Here is a 19,552-nt window from a genome sequence, read left to right on the forward strand (position 1 = left end):
CGTCTATCACGAGAGATGTTTCGTTTCGTTCTCCGATGCACGGTGCAACGCTTTGATTTCTCGATGAGTAAGTTCTCGGTACTGACCAACCTTAAGCCGTCGATCACGCAACGGACCAATCTGGACTCGCCGCAGCCGGACAACCGGGTGGCCGATAGCCTCACACATCTTCCGCACCTGCCGGTGGCGGCCTTCGTGAACCGAGATCGCAACTAACGCTTCACCGCCTTTGGCGTTCCGCCATCGTCGTATTACTCGAACTACAGCCGGTACCGAAAATCGACCGTTAATCCGTACACCACGGCGTAGCCTCGCTAACTTAGCGACCGTCGGCACACCCCGTACGCGAACTTCATAAACCCGTTCAACACCATACCGAGGATGCATCAACCGAGCGGCGAGTTCACCGTCGTTCGTCAGTAGAAGTAACCCTTCCGACTCGTAGTCAAGCCGGCCGACCGGATAGACATAAACCCGCACTCGTGTGATCAGGTCTAACACTGTGCGGCGCCCCTGCGGGTCCGAGCGGGTGGTGACGTAACCCCTCGGTTTATGCAATAGGAAATATCGTCGCCGGACCGCCATCGAAACTCGCTGTCCGTCCACACGGATTTCGTCGACCACGGAATCGGCTCTTGTCCCCAGGGTCGTTACAACCTTCCCATTGACACTCACACGGCCGGCCTTTATGAGTCGTTCCGCAGCTCTCCGGGAAGAGATGCCAGCAGTCGACAGTAATTTCTGAAGACGGGTCGCTTGAGGCATCGGAGCCGGTCAGTGCACCTGCTCCTCTTCGACACTACCGGCCTCAGACTCAACCGAGCTCGTGTCGCTTGGCACCGCTATGCCCTGTTCAGGGTCGGTCGGCGCAGAAAGTTCGTGCGGTAAGTTAAGACCAAGGGCCTCAGCCATATCCTCGACCTTTGGCAAATCATCGAGACCGCTAAGGCCAAAACGATTGAGAAATTCTTGAGTTGTCGCATACAAGAACGGTCGACCGATCACCCGTTTACGTCCAACGACCTTCACCAAGCGCCGATCGACCAATGTGCCAATCACTCCGGCCGTGTTCACGCCACGAATCTCTGATATCTCTGGTGCTGTCACCGGCTGCTTATAAGCAATGACTGCGAGTGTTTCGAGCGCTTGCACAGAGAGACGCTGCGTACTACGCTCGTGAAATAGGCGTCGAATCCATTCGTGAAATTCAGGTCGCGTTACGATCTGGAACCCTCCGGCCACCTCGACAAGGTGCAGACCACCGGACTGCTCGTACTGTTCACGAACCGCTTCCAATGCTGCTTCCACGTCTTCTTGTGGTTCACTATCGAGCAGTTTGTAGAGTGTCTTCCGCGTCAGTGGCTCTGGCGATGCAAAGACCAGTGCCTCCACAAGGGCCTTTAGATCGTCAGCCAAACTCTTCCCCTTCGCTGCGTCATGTCTTCGGATCGTCCGTAGGTGATGATGCGTCTAAGGATTGCGACCGTCTGTATACACGAATTGGTCCAAATGCGCCGCTCTGAAACACCCTGACGAGCTTTAGTCTAATCATCTCAAGTAGTGCGAGAAACGTCGTAATTAGCCCCAACCGAGACGTCACATCACCGAACAGTTCTTCGAACCCGCATGCTTCTGCCTCCGATAGAATCGCCATCAATTGTTCTATACGGGTCTCAATCGAGATGTACTCAACTGGCAGCGACAGCGCTGGACGGTCCTTCGCACGATGGACCACGGACTGAAACGCTGTCAGTAAACTAAATAGGTCAACCTCAAGTTCTGGTTCGTATGAGTCTCCGGCAATGTTGGCGACCCGTTCGTCGGGCCTGCCCCACTGCGCACCACGCACCGTCTGACGCTCGTGAAGCATTCCAGCAGCAGCCTTAAATTTTTCATGTTCAAGCAATCGACGCATGAGGGCTTCGCGTGGATCCTCCTCGGGCTCGTTTTCCCCTGGGTCTGGCCGGGGCAACAACATCTTCGACTTAATATGGATGAGCGTCGCAGCCATTAGAAGAAACTCGCCCGCTGTGTCGAGATCTAGTTCCCGCATAATCGCTAGATAGTCAAGATATTGATCTGTAATAGGCACAATAGGAATATCCTGAATGTTGAGTTCGTTCTTCCGAATCAAAAAAAGCAGGAGATCGAGCGGCCCCTCAAAGTTGTCGAGCTTAACGGGGTAGGCTTCGACGATCGATTCGAAATCGGTCGGATATCCCATAGCCTCAGCCACAACACTTCAACATTTCACAAATACTTCAGCCTTACCGCCTCACGGACCTTAGCCATCGTCAACTTCGCCTCGCCGCGAGCCCGACTCGACCCATCCAATAGGATCTCACGAATCCGCTCAGGTTTGGCGGTCAGTTCTAATCGTCGCTCTCGGATCGGATCAAGCACGGCGTTCAAGGCCCGTGCCAACGTTTCCTTGACCTCAACATCCCCAACTTTGCCTGCACGGTAGCGGGTCTTAAGGTCCTCCACCTCCGCTATGTCACGGTTAAAAGCATCGTGGTACATAAAGACGGGGTTGCCTTCAACTGTGCCCGGGATATCAGCACGCACCCTTTTGGGATCTGTATACATCCGTTTCACTTTCTTACGCACCGTTTCTGCATCATCAGAAAGATTAATCGCGTTGTCGTAACTCTTGCTCATCTTCCGATTATCGAGCCCTGGCAGCCTCGGGAAGTGTGTCAACAATGGTTGTGGCTCTACAAAAACCTCGCCGTAAAAGCTGTGAAAGCGGCGGACGACTTCACGGGTTAGTTCGAGGTGCGGCACCTGGTCCTCGCCAACCGGCACGTAGTGCGCCTGATACATGATGATGTCAGCACCCTGCAGTAACGGATATCCGAGGAACCCGAGCGTGGATAGGTCCTTCTCAGTGAGTTCTTCGATCTGCTCCTTGTAGGTTGGCACCCGCTCCAACCACGGCGTCGGCACGATCATTGACAGCAACAGATATAGCTCTGCATGCTCCGGTACCAGTGACTGAACGAAGAATGTGCTGCGCTCGGGATCGAGTCCGGCGGCGATCCAATCCGTCACGTTGTCAAGCGCGTAGTCAGTTAACCCTTCGGTGTTGCCATACTCACTGGTGAGCGCGTGCCAGTCGGCCACAAAGTAGAAACACTCGTACTTGGCTTGCAGCTCAGCCCAATTGCCGAGCGCACCGGCCAAGTGACCAAGATGCATCTTGCCCGTCGGACGCATACCGGAGAGAACGCGTTTTGTCACGGTCGCAGTAGCCATGTGAGAAACGAATAGGGTGGGCCGATGATCGTCATAAGGTTGTCGGTCAGGATGAGCGCATACAAAATCAGGAAACCATAGGGACGCAAGAGGCGGTCGAACGAGTTAGACAAGGTCGCCGGCAATAACCCGCCCAGGACATTGCCTCCATCGAGTGGCGGCACTGGAATCATATTGAAGACCGCTAACAGCAGGTTAACCTGGAACGCCAAGTGCGCGATCCAGTGGAGAATCGGTTCAGGCCCACCGTCGCCGATATTAAGCCAACCGGCTTCCAGAACACCCAGCGCCCAAGCCGCCAACACGGCCAGAGCGATGTTGCTCGCCGGACCCGCCGCCGCCACCAGCACAAAGTCGCGCCGGCCGCGACCGAGCCCGGCGATGTTCACCGGCACAGGCTTCGCCCAGCCAAGAATCGGGACGCCAGTGGAAAACGCGACCAGGGGCAGAACGACCGTGCCGACTGGATCAATGTGGACCAGTGGGTTAAGCGAGACCCGGCCGAGCAATCGCGCTGTCGGATCGCCGAGCCGGTCGGCGGTCCACGCATGAGCCGTTTCATGCACGGTCAACGAAAGCAACAAAACCAGAAAAACAGCGAGGAGGTCAATGACGTTGAAATCGAGCAACGTCCAAGGATAAGGCCTGTGGCCGGACAGAGCAACCAATCACTGATTGGTGACGCTATCGCGACATAGCAAAATAGGCTAAGACAGAATCAGCGGTGTGCGCACCAACAGCGGCGGTCAATTCTTCGCGTGTGGCCCGCCGAACCCCTGCTAGGCTCCCGAATCGATTCAATAGCCTGCGGCGACGATGTGGTCCAACCCCGGGCACCTCATCGAGTTCCGATCTAAGAATCCGCTTACTGCGTGCCTTTCGATGAAAAGTCACCGCAAAGCGGTGCGCCTCGTCTCGGATCCGCTGAAGCATATGGAGGGCAACGCTCGATGACGGTAGAGCGATCGGGTCAGACCGGTCACGCATCACAACTAGCTCTTCTCGCTTGGCGATACCGATTGCCACAAGATTACCAAGGCCAAGTTCCTGAAACGCCCCATAAGCAGCAGAGAGCTGTCCCTTCCCTCCGTCAACGATTACGAGGTCCGGAAACGGCCCACCCTCTTCGAGCAAGCGCCGATAACGCCGAAGGATAACTTCGTGCATCGCTGCGAAATCATCGGGGTTCCCAGTACCACCGTTCTGACGAACAAGATATTTCCGGTACTCCCGGCGCACCATCCTTCCATCCTCACTAACAGCCATCGCCCCGACAGTCTCACTGCCCTGAATTGTCGAAATGTCGAAACATTCGATGCGACGGGGTGCTGTTGCGAGACCAAGTGCTTCCCTGAGCTCTTCAACTGCTGCACCATGGACGGCCGCATCACTACTGAACCGCGTTTCGTAAGCTAACGTGGCGTTTCGAGCGGCGAGTTCTAATAGCCTACGCTTGTCGCCCTGTTTCGGCACCACCAAGCGCACCCGGCGGCCACCCTGCGACGAAAGCCATCCTTCAAGAGCAACAGGCTCATCCAGAACCATCGGCACGTGGACTTCAGGCGGCGGTGGGCGTTCCTCGTAGAACTGCTGCACACCAGCCTGAAGAACCGCAGCATCACCGTCTGTATCCAGCGACGTAGTCTCAGCAACCAACTCAATGCGTTCAATCACACGACCACGCCGCATCTGAAATACCTGAATGACAGCACCCTCAGGCCCCACATGAGCGCCGAAAACATCACGATCACCAAGTTTAGTAGTCGACATCTTCTGTTGGCGGGCACGAAGAGTCTCGACCGTTCGGATAGCGTCTCGCCACTGCGCCGCTTCTTCAAATCTCTCCGCTTCAGCAGCAGCATGCATCCGCACCTTGAGCTGCTGGTTCAACTCAGCGTTACGCCCGCCCAAAAAGAACTTGGTGTCTTCCACGGCCTGCGCATAGCGTTCAGGAGAGCAAAGTTCAGATACACAGGGCGCGATGCACCGTTTGATGTCGTACTCGAGGCAAGGTCGCCCCCGCCGACCAGTAATAACTTCGTTGCACGACCTGATCCCAAAAAGACGATGCGTAAGTGACATGGTCTTACGAGCTAACCGAGTCGGCAAGAAAGGGCCCGCGTAGAATGCACCGTCGCGCTCGACACGACGGGCCACAAGCACTCGCGGACATGCTTCATTCGTTGTCAGTTGGAGATAGCTGTAATTCTTGTCGTCTCGTAATAACACGTTGTACTTGGGTGACCGCTGCTTAATTAGATGATTTTCGAGCGCCAAGGCCTCAACAACAGAATCAGTGACAATAACCTCGAGCCCGGCGATTTCTTCAAGCAAGGCATCTAACCTCGGACTTGTTCCGTACGCTGTCGTATAACTACGGACTCGATCGCGAAGCGTACGCGCCTTACCAATGTAAATTGTGTCACCAGCACGATTGGTATACAGATAGACTCCAGGGTGCTTCGGTAAACAATTGATCTGGTGCTTGAGATTCCCGATAGGCATGGGCTAAACTGCCATCACGGCTGGAGTCGTCTCGTTCGGCTGGCGCTTACGTTACCAATGGAGCAAGTTGCAGACCAGCGCATTGTAATTACGCAATCCCACGATTCTACCTTCGATTCTTCCGGGTTTTGATGACATTTACTGGCGCGATCGGCGCACTCTGCATGTTTCCGCTAAGCGCACTTATCTCGGTAAGTGTCGCGCTGCGTGTGCACCCGAACGTACTCACTATCGTGGGTGTTCTAATCAATATTCTTGCAGCTTGGGCGCTAGCACTTGGTCGGTTCACGCTGGCCGGTACAATCATGGTCGTAGCGAATCTTTTTGACTTTATCGACGGCAAGGTTGCCGAACAGTTGAAGTTGGTATCAGCATTCGGCGGCTTTTGGGATTCAGTGATGGACCGCTTTTCTGATATCTCACTTTTTATTGGCCTCATCTATCTCTACGCGCAACTCGGCCGAACTGACTACGTTATGATCACCGCTCTCACGATGATGTTCTCGGTACTCACAAGCTATACACGCGCTCGTGCTGAATCGCTCATCGTAAAGTGCAAGGTCGGTTTCATGGAGCGCCCTGAGCGCATCATGTTGTTTATGATTGGCGCGTTTACCAATCGGATGGCGGCGGTCCTCTGGGTGATCGCCGTGCTCTCGATCCTCACCGTCGCCGACCGAATAATCTACACGTGGCGAGAATTGAACCACGGCCAGGTTGGAACTCTGACATGAAAATGAGTCGTGCACTCACCTGGCCGTCGGTCATCCTGTGGAACGCTTTGTTCTGGACCTACGACCGCGCCACTTGGCAGTACGACCTTATGGTCATCGCCATCCTCGCATTCGTCTGGCTCACGCCACCAACATGGTTGGGCGACCCAACCGCGAGTGGTGAAGGCCTCGTTGGCTGGGTGCTAACCCTGATCAACTAGTGCAATCCAAGTAACCGACCCACTGGGTCCTAGACATCATCACGCTCATCGTGACCACCCAAGTCGAGACTCCTACCACTAAAGTTTAGGTCGTGCGAGCTAATCTTGTCGTGAAGCAAACGCCGGGCTTCACTATAGTACTCCTGCGGCACAATTAGCGACCGCGCTAGACAGCGGATCCGATCAACCACTACTAGAGTGACTCGATCGCCTTCACGCCAAGTTAACCCGCCGATTCTTGAATAAGGCACAAACCCACTGTCTATCCAGATTCCATCTTGGTAGAACCCGCGCGCAATCCGGAGACTGAGCGGAATCGCGTAAGCATAGTAAAGAAACATCATTCCTTCGCCGAATACCTGCAGTGGGGACCGTCCTTGAACGACAAGTTTGAAAGCAACAAGGAGGCCGAGCACAACACCGATCGACATGAGAAGACCATAGAACGGTGGAGGTGAACCTTTCCAGGTCAGGAGAGCCGTCGGCCGCAGCCGCCTGGCTCTGATAAACGACCAAGCAACCCGAACATTAGCGACAAGAAACCCTGCCCCCAAGAACAGAAGCAGCGTCGAAAGCAGCTCAGGAAGAGACATCGAGCTAGTTCAGGAATTGGTACCTAACGCCTAAACTCGTGATTGATAGTCGCCTGTTTCCGTGTTCACACGAATGGTATCGCCTATGTTGATAAAAGCTGGCACCTGAACAACCAACCCCGTCTCAAGCTTAGCCGGCTTAATTTGTGCACTAGCCGTCGCCCCCTTAATGGAGGGCGGGGTATCCTCAACTTTTAACTCCACAGTCTGCGGCAAATCGATGCCCACTGGTTCTTCACCATAGAACTGTACTCGGATTAGACCGTTTGGAATTAAGTAGCGAGTTGTATTTCCGAGGACATCGCCAGACATGTGCGTTTGCTCAAAGGTTTCCGTATCCATGAAGTGATAACCGCCACCGTCCTCGTAAAGATACTGCATCTCGCGATCATCGAGTACAGCACGCTCGACAGTGTCCTCAGAGCGAAACTTGTGATCCGCTGAGGCTCCGGAACGAATGTTCAGCATTCTGGCCTGAACGAACCCTCGTCCTTTTCCTGGAGTTAAATGGGTAAGCTCAAGAAGACGCAACAGGTCATTCCCCAACTTAATCAGCATCCCCTTTCGGAGCCGCGTAGCTTGAATTGAACTCACCGAACCGCCCCCTACGGTGTACCGAGCACCCATTGAAACAGAGCAACTGATCGTAGCATAAGGCCGTTAAGGCCTCTTACATGGGCCTAGCGACCAGATTGTCGTATGCTGGAAGGGAGAGAGTCCCAGTATCTTGTGGGTGGCACCACCCCAAACCGTCGAGGAGCATTTATGAAACACACTCTGCTTGCTTGCCTACTCTTTGTGTCTGGCGTTGTCGCAGGCCTAGTGCTCTCCGGTCAGCTTCAGGTCACCGAAGAATCCTCGGCTCGTCCAGCGCCGGAAGTAGTGCAATCTAGGGCTACAGCAGTCCCTACCGTGACCTTGCCAGATTTCAGCGACGTCGCAGCAGCCCGGGTACCTAGTGTAATCAACATTTCGTCACAAACCGTTGAGCGGCAGTCGACGTCGCCATTTTTCAACGACCCCTTCTTTAACTATTTTTTTGGTAACGAGCCAAACCTGTTCGGTCAGCAGCAACGCACGAGCCTCGGTTCGGGGGTCATCGTATCAACGGATGGTTATATCCTCACAAACAACCATGTAGTAGGAAGTGCCGATGCCGAAGTCACAGTGACTCTGCCTGATAATCGGGAATTACCAGCAATCGTCGTCGGCGTGGACCAGTGGACCGACATCGCCCTACTGAAAATCGAAGCCGACGGGCTTCCGGTTCCACCCTGGGGTGACTCGTCTACGATCCGCGTAGCAGAATGGGTACTCGCCATCGGTAATCCATTTCAACTAGACCAGACCGTTACCCTTGGAATCATCAGCGCCGTCCGGCGCGCAAATCTAGGCATCACGACTTACGAAGACTTCATTCAGACAGATGCCGCCATCAATGAAGGGAACTCTGGCGGCGCCTTGATCAACGGACGCGGTGAACTCATCGGGATTAATACAGCAATCTTCACACAAAGCGGAGGCGACCAAGGGGTGGGCTTCGCGGTGCCGAGCAACTTAGCCCGGCGTGTCATGGACGATCTCGTTACGTACGGAGAGGTACAAAGGGGTTCCATCGGCTACATTGAGCTTGCACCACTGACTAATCGGCAAGCCGAACAACTCGGCATGCCTGATGACCGCGGCGCACTGGTCTCGCGCATGCGGCGTGACACTCCCGCTTACGATGCCGGTATCCGCCCCGGTGACGTTATAGTCGCTTTCAATGACGAACCGGTAGACGACGCATCTCACCTACTGCGGTTGCTTGCGGACGCACCAATCGGTGAAGCCGTCGTGCTAACGGGTTCTCGGGAAGGACGGGAAGTCATTTTCGATGTGGAAATCGGTCGGGCAGGAAGCCGCCGCTAGGTCGCGTAAGCGTTCGAACGACCACTGCCCAGCACATCGCGAAGATGCCGGCCAGTGTAAGACTCTTGGACCTGGGCAACCTGCTCCGGTGTACCTGCAGCCACAAGTCGTCCGCCCTCGTGTCCACCTTCGGGTCCTAGGTCAATAACCCAGTCAGCCGTTTTAACAACGTCAAGGTTGTGTTCAATGACTAATAGTGTATGCCCGACATCCAATAGCTTCTTGAAGGCCCCGAGTAATTTGGCAATGTCGTCAAAGTGCAACCCAGTCGTAGGCTCGTCCAGTATGTAGAGCGTCCGATCACTACCCTGCCCTGTAAGATGCGAGGCGATTTTAATTCGTTGGGCCTCACCTCCCGACAAGGTCGTCGCCGGTTGCCCGAGACGAAGATAACTTAGACCAATTTCGTCCAGGACGCGGAGTCGGCGCAGTACCTTCGGAGAATTATTAAAAAAAGATAAAGCCTCGTGAACTGTCATATCCAGCACCTGATCGACTCGACGCCCACGATAAGTCACATCAAGCACCTCCGGCTTGAATCGCGCACCTTCGCATTCGTCGCAAGGAACAAAGACATCGGCCAGAAATTGCATCTCAACACGGATGACCCCTCCCCCCTCGCACACATCACAACGCCCGCCAGGTACATTAAAAGAAAAATGACTAGCGGTCAGACCCCTCACCTTGGCCTCCTTCGTTGATGCGAACAACTGCCGGATCGGATCGAATGCCTTGAGGTAGGTCACCGGATTGGACCGTGGGGATCGACCAATCGGCGCTTGATCCACAAGCGAAACATTACTGATCAGCTCTATGCCCTCAACTCGTTCATGCGCCCCCACCTTCTTGTCCCACCCGCCCTTTGCCTGCTTCACCGCCGCGTAGAGAACATCGTGGACAAGGGTCGATTTACCCGAACCACTGACGCCGGTTACACATGTCAGTGCGTTCAGCGGAATGTTGATATCGCGCAACTGTAGGTTGTGTTCGGTCGCGCCGATAACTCGAATTTGCTGTCCCGTTAGCTTTCGTCGCTTCGTGGGCAACGGAATGACTAAATCATCACGAAGATACTTCGCTGTTAACGATCGTGGCTCTTTGAGAAGTGGCCCGTATTCACCCGCGTAGACGACCCGTCCTCCCTGTTCACCAGCCCCCAGTCCAAGATCAACAATATAGTCAGCAGTCCGCATCATCTCAGCATCGTGCTCGACCACAACAACGGTATTTCCTTGGTCGCGAAGTTGCTGGAGGATGCCAATCAACCGCTGATTGTCCCGAGGGTGAAGCCCAATCGACGGTTCGTCGAGCACGTATAACGTGCCAACAAGCGCTGAGCCTAACGAAGTCGCTAAATTGATACGCTGGGTCTCACCTCCAGAAAGTGTGGACGAAACTCGATCCAGGGTCAGGTAGTCCAAACCAACATCACGTAGAAAAGTCAGCCGTTTTCGAATCTCAGCAAGAATCTTCTCAGCGATCCGCGCTTCGCGAACGTCAAGTTGAAGTGCCTCAAAAAATTCCGCTGCGGCCTGAACGGTCAATGCACACACTGTATCGATCGTCCGACCACCAACGTAAACGTCGCGCGCTTCCTGGCGTAGGCGGGCACCCTGACAATCGGGACAGGTGAGATAACTCCGGTAGCGACTCAGAAAGACGCGAATATTTACCTTGTATTTCTTCCGCTCGAGCCAGCGAAAAAAGCCACGGACCCCCACGTACTCCCCATCGCCATCAACAACGAACGTCCGTTCATCGTTACTTAGTTCCTCCCACGGTACGTCAAGACGGATTCGTTTCGTGCGCGCTGCCCGTTTTAGGTCAGCCAGTCTTGACCGATAATGCGGCTTGGTCCATGGCTCGATGGCACCCTGCTCAATTGACAGTTCTGGCTTAGGAATGACTAGTCCTAAATCAAGTTCGATCACATTGCCAAACCCGTTGCAGGTAGGACACGCCCCAAAAGGATTGTTAAATGAAAACAGCCGTGGTTGTGGGAGTTCATACGGGATGGCGCAGGTGCGGCATTCAAAGCGTTCACTGAAAACAGGCCGGGAGATTTCGTTGCCCTCCTCAGAAAGCTGAATTGCGAATGCGCTACCCCCGCCTTCCAGATAGGCAACCTCAATCGAATCTGTTAACCGCGCCAGAAGACCTGGTGCTACCTTGACCCGGTCAACCAACACATCCAGACAGGAACGATCGACGAGCGACTCGTAGTCAACATCATCAAACCCCACGACCTGGCCATCAACGTAAAGTCGGCCAAAACCCCGTCGTCGCAGCGCTTCGATCGTCGCCGGCACCGCCCCGACCAACTCACCATGCTCATTTGAGGGCCCCTCTGAAACATCGCCTCCCCCGTTACCTTCACCACCGTTCACAACGACCGCATCAAGCCCGTAGACCACCGGCATTTCGAAACCAAGCAGTAAACGCGTACCTTCTGGAAGTCCACTGAGTTGCTTAGCCACAAGCTCGGCCGTTTCGCGAATTACGTTACGGCGACATTGCCGGCAGATGGTCAAGCCTACTCGCGCCCACAGAAGGCGGAGATAGTCTTGAATTTCGGTAGTGGTACCCACCGTTGACCGAGGGTTCCGGACGCTATTTTTCTGGCGAATGGCGATTGCTGGGGCGATGCCGTCAATCCGATCGACATCGGGCTTTTCCATCCGCTCAAGGAACTGACGGGCATAGGCTGACAGTGACTCAACATAGCGTCGCTGCCCCTCAGCGTAGAGCGTGTCAAACGCAAGCGACGATTTACCCGAACCACTCACGCCCGTAACAACAATAAGCTGGTTGGCAGGGAGCGTTAGGTCAATACCCTTCAGGTTATGCGTACGTGCGCCGCTGATGACAATCTGACCGTCCTGGTCTGTAGCGGGCTCGGACATCTCTGGGGGCACGGTGCTCAATTTCTCTAAGTATCGAACAGGCCATCCTAGACCAGCCCAGAGAGAACTGCAACCGAACAACACCCGCACAGACTGTCAGGAATTAAACGCCGCCTTTAAGAAACCCAGATGGGGAAAAATGAAACGCACTAACGTACGCCTGTACCATCGAGGCGGTTTCTCATCATCTAGTAATTCATCCAGCAGCGTGCGCTCAAGAGACCGCTGGATGTGTGCTACCATCCCTGGTCGTACCGATCGCTGTACGCCACACAAAGACACGGTTCTCCTGGGCCGGCGTAGCTCAGTTGGTAGAGCAGCTGATTCGTAATCAGCAGGTCAGCGGTTCGAGTCCGCTCGCCGGCTCCAGTTTCTCTCTATAAACACAGACTGTTTCTTGATCTAGCGTTGACGGCGACCCGCCGGCTTCGCCAATTGATGTCACATCTTGCAGAAATCCCATCGTGGCCGAGGACATTCGGTCGGCGGTGCGAAGGACTAGAGTCTCCAATTCACCGGTGGGAAATGCCGAAGCGGTATTGCACCACTAAAAGCCCCCGCTCAGACGCCAGGCAACATTCCGAACGAGGTTGTGTCGCAGGATTCCATCCCCTTTACCACGCGCTACCCAAATCCAATGGAAAGTCTTGGCGTAGTGCTGCGCATCCCAGTTCAGCGCCCGAGTGTCATCCAGTCGAACGCCCCTACCAATCTTGCACCTTGCTCCACAACTCCAGGAAAGCCACCCGGAAACTTCGGTTGCCCCGTCCAGCAAGCTTTCCACAGTGACATCGCCTTGCTCAGCACGAGCGCGAAGATTAGCGACTTGATCCGGTGTTAAAACCCTGAGTTGCGCGCTAACCGGTGTAGCCAGCACCGCAATGGCGATAACAGCGAGGACCGCAAATCGAACGTGGGAACAGACCATGGGATTCCTCCTCCGCCAACAATATCTAGAGGAGAACCACATTCTACCGCTGCGCAGGGCTAGGTTCAACGAAGGAACGAGGTCGTGAACGCAAGGGTTGCTTCGTGTGCCGTCTCTCCAGTTATTGAGAGATTTAGGATAGACAACGACATTCAGGAGTGAGCGAGAGGCTTACTACTGGGGAATTCTTACGCCGTGCATCTGGCTACACTCACAGAGTAGCGGCCGTCTCGATGCGGACAGTGTTGGGCGTGTACGAGACCATCAATTCCCATTAATGTCGTAGCTCGAGGGCATGACCTAACGAAAATAGACTCTTTGAATACACCTCGTGCCGTCTGCGGTTCAACCTGGGTCCCGTTCTTGCTACACTACCCAGACCGCCGTTCCGAAGTCGCTTTCAGTCTTTACCCTAGCGAAGGAGTTCAGCGTGAGCAAACGGTCATTACTACTCTCATGGTGTCTTGGGATTGTTGTAACAGGAGCCGTCGCACTGCTGGGTCAGTCTGCCTCCGACCAAGTAATGCCTGGCTTGGTCGACACGGTTCGACCCTTTAAGAGCTTCGGTCACGTCTATGATTCCGATAGCTTTGAGTCGATGCGGCCACGCATTATGGGCACCCACGGTGTCATCGCGACCGGACACTACCTCGCAACTCAAGCTGGTTTTGAAATTCTAAGAGCGGGAGGTAATGCGTTCGATGCTGGCGTTACGGCCGCCATGGCCCTAAAGGTCACAAAAATGGGCTTCGCGGGGTGGACGGGTGTGGCACCACTTATTTTGTATAGTGCAGCGGAGGACCGGGTCATCACCCGGGTAGGAGCTGGGACTACCCCGGCTCGTGCCACACTGCAACACTTTCTTGACCAGGGAAAACGTGACGTGGACCTCGCACTGGTCCCAGCCGATGTGGACGTGTGGCTGGCGGCGCTCGAGCGCTTCGGTGAGTTGAGCTTCGAACAGGCGGCTACGCCCGCTTTGGAAATTGCGGAGGGTGGATATCACCTCTACAAGCACCAGAAGTGGCTTCTAGATAGTCAGCAGGGTCGCATCCTCAAATATCCTTACAACCAAACATTCTGGTTTCAGCATGGCGTCAGTGAACAGCGGGTCGGCGACTTGATGGTCAACAAGGACCTCGGGCGACTCATCCGGTACATGATGACGGCAGAACGAACCGTCTTGGCAAGAGGAGGTTCGCGAGCCGACGGTATTACGGCCGCGCGAGATGCCTTCTATAAGGGCGAACCGGCCCATGCAGTTGATGCGTTTTACGAGGAGCAAAACGGTCTCATCACATATGACGACCTCGCCAACTACGAGAGTAGCTGGATGGCACCCCTGCACACAACGTTCCGTGGCTATGACGTGTATGTCGGGGACGGCTGGTCTCAGGGACCTCGCCTTATCCTGTTTCTGAACATGCTCGATCAGTTCGATCTCGAAAGCCTGGGATATAACACTGCGGACTACATTCACCTACTCTCGCAAGTGATCGCCCTAGGCATGTCGGATGTACACAAACACGTTGGCGATCCTTCCGTGGCAAACACCCCTGCGACGCTTTACTCGAAAGAGTATGCCGCGAAGCGGGTCATGCTGATCGATCGTGAGCAGGCATTTTCTGACATGCCACCGTGGGGTAACCCAAATAGCATGCTGGAGCTATCGGACGACTCTCCACTCGCCTTTTCAATGCCACCAGCAGGTGGCTCAGGTGATGGACGTGAAAAGGCAGACGAGACATCGCTCTTTGACACATCGTCACTCAACGTGATGGACGCTGAAGGTAATCTGTTCTCAATGACCGAAAGTGACGGCCACATGGTCACACCGATGATCCCGGGCTGGGGATTCGGGCTGTCGCGCCGCATGTACCAACTCAATCTCGACCCGCACCTAGCTAACGTCATGGCACCGGGGAAACGACCGAGAAATACGAACAGCCCCGTCCTCATTATGAAGGCTGGCAAGCCGTTCATGGGCTTGTCCACTCCGGGGGGCGACCAGCAGCTGCAGTCCCTTCTGCAGGTCTTTCTCAACGTCGTAATTTGGGGTATGTCGCCTGAACAGGCACTCGATCAACCTCGATTCGGGAGCTACAACTTTCCACCAACCGGGAGTGAGGTTAACCAAAGCCCAGGCCTCCTCAAACTCGAGGGTCGAATTCCGGAAGCCACGTTCGAAACACTCAGCGCCATGGGCCACAATGTGGAGTCTTGGGGCCTTTGGAACTGGCAGGCCTGCGCCCCGACAGTCACATACCGGGAACCTGACACCGGTCTAATGATCGCGGCCGGTGATGTACGCCGAGAGACGACCGCGCTCGGGTTCTAGTTACCGACTTCTACCAGAGCGAGGCGATTCACCGCACTACAGGCCAGCACGAGGTTGCCCTCGGCCGTAGCCACCATGTGGCGCACCACGCCACCTCCAGACGGAATTATCCAGGTCTGAAAACGTTCCGTTTCGGTATCGAAGCGCACGAGCGTGTTTGGTCGCACCGCAGATTCGCTATACCACACGACGTTACCGACCGTGGCAATACCGTAGGGTCTGGACTCGGGTCCACCTGGAGAAGCCCATTCCTGCACCGCACCAGTCGCTGGATCAAACCGACCAAGATAGCCACGCGGGAAGTCGGTGTACCAGATCACATCATCAGGAGTGATGGCGATCCTGCGGGGGCGTGCGTCTGGAGCCGGCAGGGTGTACTCCCGAATTTCCATGGTCTCTGGGTCGACACTACCAATGCGGTTGCCGCGGAAATCAACATACCAAGGCACTCCTTGGGAATTCACAACGATGCCATAGGGATATGTATTGGCAGTCGGCGTGGCCACGATCCGCATATCACCGGTTGCCGGTATGAGCCGCCCGACCATACCCGACTGCATGGTGAACCAAAGGGTCCCGTTTTGGTCGAAGATGGGAGTGTGAGGACCTCGTCCCTCAGATAGTGGATACCCAGTCACAGCACCCGTCTTCGGATCGAGCATGCCGATGTAGTCTTGCGAAATGCCCGTGAACCAGACGTTGCCAGCAGCATCTTCAATTAGACCGTGTGGCCCTGAATTCTCTGGCAGCCAGTATTCCGTCATAACACCTGTAGACGGAGTAAGTCGCCCTAACCTGCTGGACCACTGCCCAGTCCACCAGAGCGAACCATCCCGAGCCGCGAGCGGGTCGTGAGGCCGGGATCCAAGTGACGGCAAGAGCCACTCCTTGATGGAAACCTGCGTCTCACCAGGAATTAACACCGCCTCCGTCGCCGGCCTCACTGGAAAGTGCGTGCCGAGATACCCAGCAACCACTTCCCCCTGGTCCGCTGGTAGCTCGACCATCGAAGCCATCAGGTCATTCCAGCCCTTCTGCGTATATCCCCCGGAGTTGACAATGAGGTTGAGACGATGACATTCGGAACACGCCGTCTGCACCAGCTCCCGGCCGGGCCCATCAGGCAGCTCGACCGGCTGTCGACCCCGCTGTGCCTGAGTCGACACTGGAAGGACCAAGCAAATGCAGACCGTCGCCATTGACACCAGAAGTGCACCCTGTCGCATGGTATTACCTCTTTTCGATAGACCTGAAACTGGCATGATCATTATGAACCACCCAGCTCAACGCCTCTAAAATAACGCCTCAACCTCCAAACAGCCAGAAGCATTTTCGAGCGCCTACACAGACAAGCGCCGAAGCCCTTTCCCAGAAAAGCTACACTTCCAAGTGGTTGTAGTAAAGGGCCCCCGGTAAGCCTTTCTTCTCATCCTAAGGCATGACAAGATTAAAAATGGGCCTCGGTTTCTCTCACCATGCCCGCCTTTTTTCAATGGACCCAATCGCGCACACACTCGTCGCGGCCAGCCTAGCTGAAACTCGGCTCAAGCGCCTGACACCCTTAGCCGCAGTGACACTCATACTCGGTGCGAACGCGCCGGACATTGATGCCGTCGCACTGTTTCTGGATCGTGACACGTCGTTGCACCTCAGGCGCGGTTGGACCCACGGGATACTCGCAGTCACTGTGCTACCACTCCTTCTCACATCCCTAATGGTTGGGCTGGACCGTGCCCGGCGCCTGTTCTTCCGAAGACACGCACCACCAACGACCGTGCGTGCTCTTCTTCTCCTTTCGTATGTCAGCGTGCTAAGTCACCCCGCGCTCGACTGGTTGAATACCTATGGCATCCGTCTTTTGATGCCTTTCGACGACCGGTGGTTTTACGGCGATGCGCTCTTCATCGTTGACCCCTGGGTCTGGCTTCTGGCCGCCAGCGCGATAGTACTCGCACACACTCGGTCAAGAGCAAGCGTCACGCTCTGGATTCTTGCGGCTAGTGTAAGTAGCGTGCTTGTACTCACCAACGAACTGACGCCGACTGGCGCCAAAGTCACTTGGTCGCTCGGCCTTGGTTGCCTCGTTGGCATCAGGGTCTGGCGGGGAGCCCAAGTGTGTACTAGTCGGCTTGCGCTAACTAGTTTGTTGGCGATTCTCGTTTATGCAGGTGGCATGGTCCTTGGCTCGACCTTAGCGCGAACCCAGGTCCAGCAATGGTTGGCTCACGAAGGTCTGACCGCTAGAAAGATTATGGCTGGACCAGTACCCACGAACCCGTTTGCACGGGACGTCGTGGTGCAAGGTGCTGACCGTTACTATTTTCTGCGAGTGGACTGGCTGGCTACCGATCCGATCCGTCCCCACGACCCATCGATTGCGATCGGCGATACCAACGCAATCGTCGAAGCTGCGTTGACAGCACCCCACATCCAAGGCACCCGCCACTGGCTCAGGTTTCCCACCTACGAGGTGGAAACAACAACCAACGGCTATCGAGTCATCATCAGTGATGCTCGATTCTCGCGCCGACTCCGGGGCTTCGGAACCGTCCACGTTGACCTCGACCATCAGTTGAACGTGCAGTAGGCTGACCGAAAGGACCAGCAACGCAAGGATAAGTTCATTCCCTTGATAGTGAAGTAGTAAACTCCTGGCCAGGTCGAAGCGTCAGACCCCACCCAACCCTCCCAGATAGTCCGTAGGCATCGGCATCAAGAACACCGGCTGGACCAAACATTAACGGAGGGTGCGCAACGTCCGTTTGAAGTAGGTGGGTTCCGAAAGCCCCTTCCTGTGCAAAAAGACCACCAGCGGCTTCCCGAGCGACAACAAGGCCGGCTCGCGTAAGGACACTCGTTTCACCAACTTGCGCGCCGACGATAATCGAAATACCTGCAGCATGAGCCGCTCCGAGAACTGCAAGAGAACGCAAGAGTCCCCCCATCTTTGAAACACGTATATTGATAATCCAACAGTCCGGGTCAGCGGCAAGTGCTGGTATCTGGTCGGCCCGGAGAAGACTTTCGTCCAAGATAATCGGAACGCCAGTTTGTGCCGCTACCATGCGCATCCCATCGAGTGCATTCGCGGACAAAGGCTCCTCGACACCAACGAACGAGAACTGAAGATCGTTAAGGTGCCGCACCGCGCTTTCCGCATCGTTCCACAGATTGTTTGCGTCGACTCGAACACGGAGTTTCTCGACATCGAATAAATCACGTAAAGTATCTACCTTGGCACGATCTTGAGCTGGGTCACCAGACAGCTTCAGCTTGAAATCGGTGAAACCCATCGCGAAGTATCGGGCGACGGTCTCTTGAAAGACATCCAGCTTGCTGTCACCCACGACCGCGGAATAACGGAAGGTGCCGGTGGCAGGGACCGCCGCCACCAATTGTTCAACGGTCACTCCTTCCCGCTTCGCGAAGAACTCAAGCATGGCAAGTTCGATAGCGCACCACCCTGCGGGATTCGCGTCAATGACGGTTCTATGGTCATCAACCCAAGTAACCAAAGCATCAATCGAACCCACGGTCTGACAAAGGGTTTCACAGTAAGTGTGAAAAAACGTTTGCGCCGACGCGATGCTTTCTCCCGTGACATATTCACGAGGACAGCCCTCTCCCATACCGATGCACTCACCGGACTGAGCCTTTACCCACACACTTTGCGTAGCCGTCCGGACGGCGGAGTGGTGTCTGAAGGCAGTCGTGAACGGTATATCCAGCCGATAGAGTTCGAGCTGCATGGTTACTCCGACTCCGGACCCAGCACATCCAGGCGGAAGTCGGCGAAGGGAAACGTGCAATCGGCCTGATACTGCAAAGCGATAAGCTTGAACTGGCCCTCCCGCTGCCCTTGACTCAGGCAGTGCCGCTTATAGGCTTCCCCGGTGCCAGGCCGAACAGGTAGTAGCTCGAGGTGCTGGAGGCGTCCACTGGCCCGCTTTGCAGCGTATTCCACATTCAGGGAGAGGAGTTGGCGTTCAACCGACCCGAGAGTTTTATGCCACCAAGTTTCAGTCGGAGTGGAACACTCAATAACAAGACGATAGGTCGCCCGATCTGCATCAGCCAACATGAGGAAAAAACCTGAGATAGGCGACGTCTCGTCTTCGGTGAGACGCACCGCTTCGATAACCTGGCTTTCATATAACTTTTCACCGGTGATATTCGTCACGC

At 55.2% G+C, this 19,552-nt stretch carries 18 protein-coding genes and 1 tRNA gene; 6 read left to right on the forward strand and 13 right to left on the reverse strand.

Annotated elements, in window-relative coordinates:
- Positions 1–6: 6 nt before the first annotated feature.
- The 6 genes from QGH09_09120 to uvrC are packed head-to-tail and all read right to left on the reverse strand — an operon-like array spanning position 7 to position 5,763.
- Positions 7–765, reverse strand: a complete 759-nt coding sequence (locus QGH09_09120; GenBank protein HJO18343.1) for a pseudouridine synthase — start codon at positions 763–765, stop codon at positions 7–9.
- A gap of 9 nt (positions 766–774) precedes the next feature.
- Complete coding sequence (gene scpB / locus QGH09_09125) at positions 775–1,416, reverse strand: SMC-Scp complex subunit ScpB (protein HJO18344.1); 642 nt, start codon at positions 1,414–1,416, stop codon at positions 775–777.
- A 19-nt stretch (positions 1,417–1,435) separates the two neighbouring features.
- The gene (locus QGH09_09130) at positions 1,436–2,236 is read right to left on the reverse strand and encodes a segregation/condensation protein A (protein HJO18345.1); all 801 of its coding nucleotides are present in this window, start codon (positions 2,234–2,236) and stop codon (positions 1,436–1,438) included.
- A 14-nt stretch (positions 2,237–2,250) separates the two neighbouring features.
- Positions 2,251–3,258, reverse strand: a complete 1,008-nt coding sequence (trpS, locus tag QGH09_09135; GenBank protein HJO18346.1) for a tryptophan--tRNA ligase — start codon at positions 3,256–3,258, stop codon at positions 2,251–2,253.
- On the reverse strand, positions 3,240–3,926 hold the full coding sequence (locus QGH09_09140; GenBank protein ID HJO18347.1) for a site-2 protease family protein: 687 nt from the start codon (positions 3,924–3,926) through the stop codon (positions 3,240–3,242). The genes trpS and QGH09_09140 overlap by 19 nt, the downstream gene beginning before the upstream one ends.
- Before the next feature lie 16 nt (positions 3,927–3,942).
- Positions 3,943–5,763 (reverse strand): excinuclease ABC subunit UvrC, encoded by a 1,821-nt coding sequence (gene uvrC, locus QGH09_09145; GenBank protein ID HJO18348.1) that lies wholly within the window; start codon positions 5,761–5,763, stop codon positions 3,943–3,945.
- A 131-nt stretch (positions 5,764–5,894) separates the two neighbouring features.
- On the opposite strand from uvrC, the gene QGH09_09150 reads away from it, so the two are divergent.
- Complete coding sequence (locus QGH09_09150; protein HJO18349.1) at positions 5,895–6,497, forward strand: CDP-alcohol phosphatidyltransferase family protein; 603 nt, start codon at positions 5,895–5,897, stop codon at positions 6,495–6,497.
- Positions 6,494–6,697: a hypothetical protein gene (locus QGH09_09155; GenBank protein HJO18350.1), complete on the forward strand. Its 204-nt coding sequence runs from the start codon at positions 6,494–6,496 to the stop codon at positions 6,695–6,697. The genes QGH09_09150 and QGH09_09155 overlap by 4 nt, the downstream gene beginning before the upstream one ends.
- Before the next feature lie 29 nt (positions 6,698–6,726).
- Here QGH09_09155 and QGH09_09160 read toward each other — a convergent pair whose 3' ends face one another.
- Both QGH09_09160 and efp read right to left on the reverse strand, forming a co-directional pair.
- Positions 6,727–7,290, reverse strand: coding sequence for a hypothetical protein (locus tag QGH09_09160; GenBank protein HJO18351.1), 564 nt, complete (start codon positions 7,288–7,290; stop codon positions 6,727–6,729).
- A 30-nt stretch (positions 7,291–7,320) separates the two neighbouring features.
- Complete coding sequence (gene efp, locus QGH09_09165; GenBank protein ID HJO18352.1) at positions 7,321–7,884, reverse strand: elongation factor P; 564 nt, start codon at positions 7,882–7,884, stop codon at positions 7,321–7,323.
- Between the two features lie 171 nt (positions 7,885–8,055).
- Between efp and QGH09_09170 the strand changes: the two genes are divergently transcribed.
- Positions 8,056–9,201 carry a trypsin-like peptidase domain-containing protein gene (locus QGH09_09170; GenBank protein HJO18353.1) on the forward strand — a complete coding sequence of 382 codons (1,146 nt, stop codon included), beginning with the start codon at positions 8,056–8,058 and terminating at the stop codon, positions 9,199–9,201.
- On the opposite strand, the gene uvrA is transcribed toward QGH09_09170, so the two are convergent.
- Complete coding sequence (gene uvrA / locus QGH09_09175; GenBank protein ID HJO18354.1) at positions 9,198–12,116, reverse strand: excinuclease ABC subunit UvrA; 2,919 nt, start codon at positions 12,114–12,116, stop codon at positions 9,198–9,200. The two genes, QGH09_09170 and uvrA, sit on opposite strands and share 4 nt — an antisense overlap.
- Positions 12,117–12,397: 281 nt before the next feature.
- Between uvrA and QGH09_09180 the strand changes: the two genes are divergently transcribed.
- Positions 12,398–12,473 (forward strand) — tRNA-Thr (locus QGH09_09180).
- A 178-nt stretch (positions 12,474–12,651) separates the two neighbouring features.
- Here QGH09_09180 and QGH09_09185 read toward each other — a convergent pair.
- Positions 12,652–13,032 (reverse strand): hypothetical protein, encoded by a 381-nt coding sequence (locus QGH09_09185; GenBank protein ID HJO18355.1) that lies wholly within the window; start codon positions 13,030–13,032, stop codon positions 12,652–12,654.
- Between the two features lie 430 nt (positions 13,033–13,462).
- Between QGH09_09185 and QGH09_09190 the strand changes: the two genes are divergently transcribed.
- Positions 13,463–15,370 (forward strand): gamma-glutamyltransferase, encoded by a 1,908-nt coding sequence (locus QGH09_09190; protein HJO18356.1) that lies wholly within the window; start codon positions 13,463–13,465, stop codon positions 15,368–15,370.
- On the opposite strand, the gene QGH09_09195 is transcribed toward QGH09_09190, so the two are convergent.
- Positions 15,367–16,596: a hypothetical protein gene (locus QGH09_09195; protein ID HJO18357.1), complete on the reverse strand. Its 1,230-nt coding sequence runs from the start codon at positions 16,594–16,596 to the stop codon at positions 15,367–15,369. The genes QGH09_09190 and QGH09_09195 overlap by 4 nt on opposite strands.
- 212 nt (positions 16,597–16,808) lie before the next feature.
- On the opposite strand from QGH09_09195, the gene QGH09_09200 reads away from it, so the two are divergent.
- Entirely contained in the window at positions 16,809–17,957 is a 1,149-nt protein-coding gene (locus QGH09_09200) for a metal-dependent hydrolase (protein ID HJO18358.1), read from the forward strand.
- Positions 17,958–17,991: 34 nt separating this feature from the next.
- Here the strand turns inward: QGH09_09200 and QGH09_09205 are convergent, their stop codons facing one another.
- Positions 17,992–19,119: an enolase C-terminal domain-like protein gene (locus QGH09_09205; GenBank protein HJO18359.1), complete on the reverse strand. Its 1,128-nt coding sequence runs from the start codon at positions 19,117–19,119 to the stop codon at positions 17,992–17,994.
- A 2-nt stretch (positions 19,120–19,121) separates the two neighbouring features.
- Positions 19,122–19,552 (reverse strand): GH3 auxin-responsive promoter family protein (locus QGH09_09210; GenBank protein ID HJO18360.1); only part of this gene is annotated, 431 nt, incomplete at its 5' end.

Source organism: Vicinamibacterales bacterium, from assembly GCA_036012125.1.
Lineage (GTDB): Bacteria > Acidobacteriota > Vicinamibacteria > Vicinamibacterales > UBA823 > UBA11600.